This window comes from Yoonia sp. (assembly GCF_017854565.1).
GTDB lineage: Bacteria > Pseudomonadota > Alphaproteobacteria > Rhodobacterales > Rhodobacteraceae > Yoonia.
This window is the reverse complement of record NZ_JAFMHJ010000100.1, coordinates 1-3,803: the sequence shown is the minus strand read 5'-3', so window position 1 is coordinate 3,803 and position 3,803 is coordinate 1. Positions and strand designations below refer to the sequence as shown.

Here is a 3,803-nt window from a genome sequence, read left to right as displayed (position 1 = left end):
TAACCTTCCTTTTACTGCGTAATCGGCTTTCTGGCCAGAACCTTTTTGTTTCTTGCCACTATTTCAACTTAAAGTTCACGCGCCAAACCCCTATGAACATTGAGGTCCCAGCGGTTTCCCTACCGGGGGTTGTCTAATTTCCGCCCCTTTTTGGACAAATTTCGCCCTCAACCCTTAGGTTGTGCAGTAAAGCAACAGTTGACAATAAAACGCGTGCTGCCAAGCCTGCGTGGCATGACACAAATCACAAACGCCCTCCGTTCGATCACCGAAGAGCCCGACATGGGCATCATCCTCAGCGATGGCTGCAGGCTGTCTGCCCGGGTCTGGCGGCCCGATGATGCCGACGAAAACCCGGTGCCGGTGATTCTCGAATATCTTCCCTATCGCAAACGCGACGGCACCTGTGCACGCGATGCATTGACCCATCCGTGGTTCGCCATGCGCGGCTATGCCTGCGTGCGCGTCGACATGCGCGGCAATGGCGACAGCCACGGGCTGATGGAAGACGAATATGCCCCGCAAGAACAGGCCGACGCGGTCGAAGTCATCAACTGGCTGGCCGCCCAGCCATGGTGCAGCGGCACCGTGGGCATGATGGGGATCAGCTGGGGCGGCTTCAACGGCCTGCAGGTCGCGGCGCTTCAGCCAGAGCCGCTCAAGGCGGTGATCACCCTATGCTCCACCGTGGACCGCTTTGCCGATGACATCCATTACAAGGGCGGCTGCCTGCTGAATGAAAACCTTGGCTGGGGGGCGACCATGTGGTCCTATTCCTCTCGCGCCCCCGACCCGGCCCTGCGCGCCGATTGGCGTGAGATGTGGCTGCAACGGCTTGAGGCGGAACCGTTTCTGCCAGCACTCTGGCTGCGCCATCAAAGCCGCGATGCCTATTGGCAGCACGGCTCGGTGAGTGAGGATTATAGCGCGATCAAGGCCAAGGTGCTGGCCATTGGCGGCTGGGGCGACGCCTATAAGAACGCCGTGCCGCAGCTGGTGGAGGCCCTGCCGGGTGCCAAGGGCATCGTCGGCCCATGGGTCCATAAATACCCCCATTTCGCCGCCCCCGAACCGCGCATCGGCTTTCTTCAAGAAGCCCTGCGCTGGTGGGACAAATGGCTCAAGGGGATCGATACCGGCGTTCAGGATGATCCCGACTACCGCGCCTACCTGATGGACGGCGTGCGCCCAGCCGCATGGTATCTGGAACGCAAGGGCCGCTGGATCGCCGAGGACACGGGGGCCACCTCCCATCTGGCGACCAAAACGCTGCACCTGACGGACACGGGCCTGACAGAGATGGGCCTGACAGAGATGGGCCTGTCAGAGATAGGGCCGACAGACACGGGGCTGTCGTCCACACCCGCCGAATTGAACCGTCTTGTGTCCTCTCCGGCCCATTGCGGGGCCGATGCGGGCGAATATTGCGCCATCTGGCTGGGCCCCGAAATGCCCGGTGACCAACGTCGCGATGATGCGCTGTCGCAAACCTTCGACAGTGCCCCGCTTGGGGCGGACATGGACATCGTCGGGGCACCGACACTGACGCTGACCCTCACCAGTGACCGCCCACAGGCCCAGATCGCCGTGCGCCTGAACCACATCCACCCCGACGGGGCCGCCACCCGCATCACCTATGGCGTGCTCAACCTCAGCCACCGTCATTCCGCCTCTGACCCGGTCCCGATGCCCGCCGGCACGGCCCAGCAGGTGACGCTGGCGCTGGATCACATCGCCTACCGCGTGCCGCGCGGTCACCGGCTGCGGGTCTCGATCTCCGATGCCTATTGGCCGATGCTCTGGCCATCGCCGGACAAGACCAGATTGACCCTTCTTGCAGGCCAGATCGCCCTGCCCCAGCGCCCCACGGCGGGCGGCGATGAACATCTGTTCGAACCCCCGACCGCCGCCGCCCCCTGGCAGGTGGAAACCCTGCGCCCCGAAAATCACATCCGACAGCAGCAAACCGATATGGTCACCGGCATGGTGAACTTGCGGATAGAGGATGACTTTGGCCTGATCCGCGACAGCGACCATGGGCTGATCAACGGCTCCATCGCCCGCGAATCCTGGACGATCCACCCCGATGATCCGCTCTCTGCCCATGGCGCATGCCATTGGACAGATGAACTGCGCCGCGACGACATCCATCTGCGCACCGAGGCCCATTGCGCCATGACCGCAGACGCAAAGGCGTTTCACCTGACCGCCCGCCTTGAGGCCTATGAGAACGACAAGCTCATATTTGAACGCGATCTCACAGAAACGATCCCTCGGCAAAACCTGTAATCCGATCGTTACACTCAACCGCCATCACATCATGGGGGCATTGCCTATTGCCGCCATTAACTCTTGCGGCACGGGATGAAATGCGCAAACATTGACTCAGCAATCAATAAAACGCGCGTCAACGCGCTAATTTTCCAAAGGGGAGAACCTAAAATGAATGACGAACTGAAACACCTGAGCGGCAAAGTGGCCAAGGGCCTGATGACACGCCGCGAATTTGTGGGCCGCGCTGCAGCCCTTGGCGTCACGGCCGCCGTTGCCAACTCAATGCTGTCCAGCAGCGCCGCCGCAGACGGCCACGCCACTCCCAAGCGCGGTGGCATGCTGAAAATCGGCTCATCGGGCGGCGAATCCACCAACACCCAAGACCCCGCACTGACCGCCTCCGAGGTCCCGCTCAACAACCTGCGCTGCTGGGGCGAAACCCTGGTCGAGGTCAGCCCGACGGGCGAAATCGAATACCGCATGGCCGAAAGCGTCGAAGCATCCGCCGACGCGCAAACATGGGCCTTCAAGATCCGCAAGGGCATTCCTTTCTCCAACGGCAAGGACATGACCCCCGAAGACGTGCTGATGACCATGCAGCGCCACTCAAACGAAGACAGCCAGTCCGGTGCCCTGGGCATCATGAAAGGCATCGCCAACATGAAGGTCGACGGCGACAACTTCATCGTTGAGCTGGACACGCCAAACGCTGACCTGCCCTTCCTGCTGGGCGACTATCACCTGATGATCCAGCCAAACGGCGGCATGGATGATCCGGCAGCCGGCATCGGCACGGGCCCCTACACAATCGAGATCGACGAGCCCGGCGTGCGCCACGCGTTCAAACGCCGCGACGATTACTGGGATTCCGAAAACCGCGGCTGGGCCGACGAAGTCGAACAGCTGGTTCTGAACGACGCCACAGCCCGTACCGCGGCACTGCAGTCCGGTCAGGTACACGCCATCAACCGCGTTGACCCAAAGGTTGCCGCCCTGCTGGACCGCGCCCCGAACCTTAGCGTTCAGTCCGCATCCGGTCGCGGCCACTATGTGTTCATCATGCACATCGACACCGCACCTTTTGACAATAACGAACTGCGTCTGGCGCTGAAATATGCGATCAACCGTCAGGAAATGGTCGACAAGATCCTGCGCGGCTACGGCTCCATCGGGAACGATATGCCGATCAACGCCTCCTACCCGCTGTTTGACGACACGATCCCGCAGCGCGAGTTCGACATTGCCAAGGCCGCAGAGCACTACAAGAAATCCGGCCACGACGGCAGCCCGATCATCCTGCGCGTCGCAGACGGTGCCTTCCCCGGTGCGGTCGATGCCGCAGCCCTGTTCCAGCAGTCCGCCCAAGCGGCTGGTATCCCGCTGGAAATCAAGCGTGAGCCAAACGATGGCTACTGGTCCGAAGTGTGGAACGTACAGCCCTTCTGTGCCTCCTACTGGGGCGGTCGTCCGGTGCAGGACCAGATGTATTCCACGGCCTATCTGTCCACCGCAGACTGGAACGACACCCG

The 3,803-nt window shown here is 61.6% G+C and carries 2 protein-coding genes; both read left to right on the top strand.

Features of this window, described 5'->3' with window-relative positions; translation table 11 throughout:
* Positions 1 to 234 precede the first annotated feature (234 nt).
* On the top strand, positions 235 to 2,289 hold the full coding sequence (locus tag QZ196_RS17360; protein WP_296428640.1) for a CocE/NonD family hydrolase: 2,055 nt from the start codon (positions 235 to 237) through the stop codon (positions 2,287 to 2,289).
* Between the two features lie 153 nt (positions 2,290 to 2,442).
* Positions 2,443 to 3,803 (top strand): ABC transporter substrate-binding protein (locus QZ196_RS17355; protein ID WP_296428636.1); only part of this gene is annotated, 1,361 nt, incomplete at its 3' end.

Bases quoted from the DNA above. Each gene is read 5' to 3' on its own strand.
- QZ196_RS17360 (WP_296428640.1), top strand. From the start codon at position 235: ATGACACAAATCACAAACGCCCTCCGTTCGATCACCGAAGAGCCCGAC.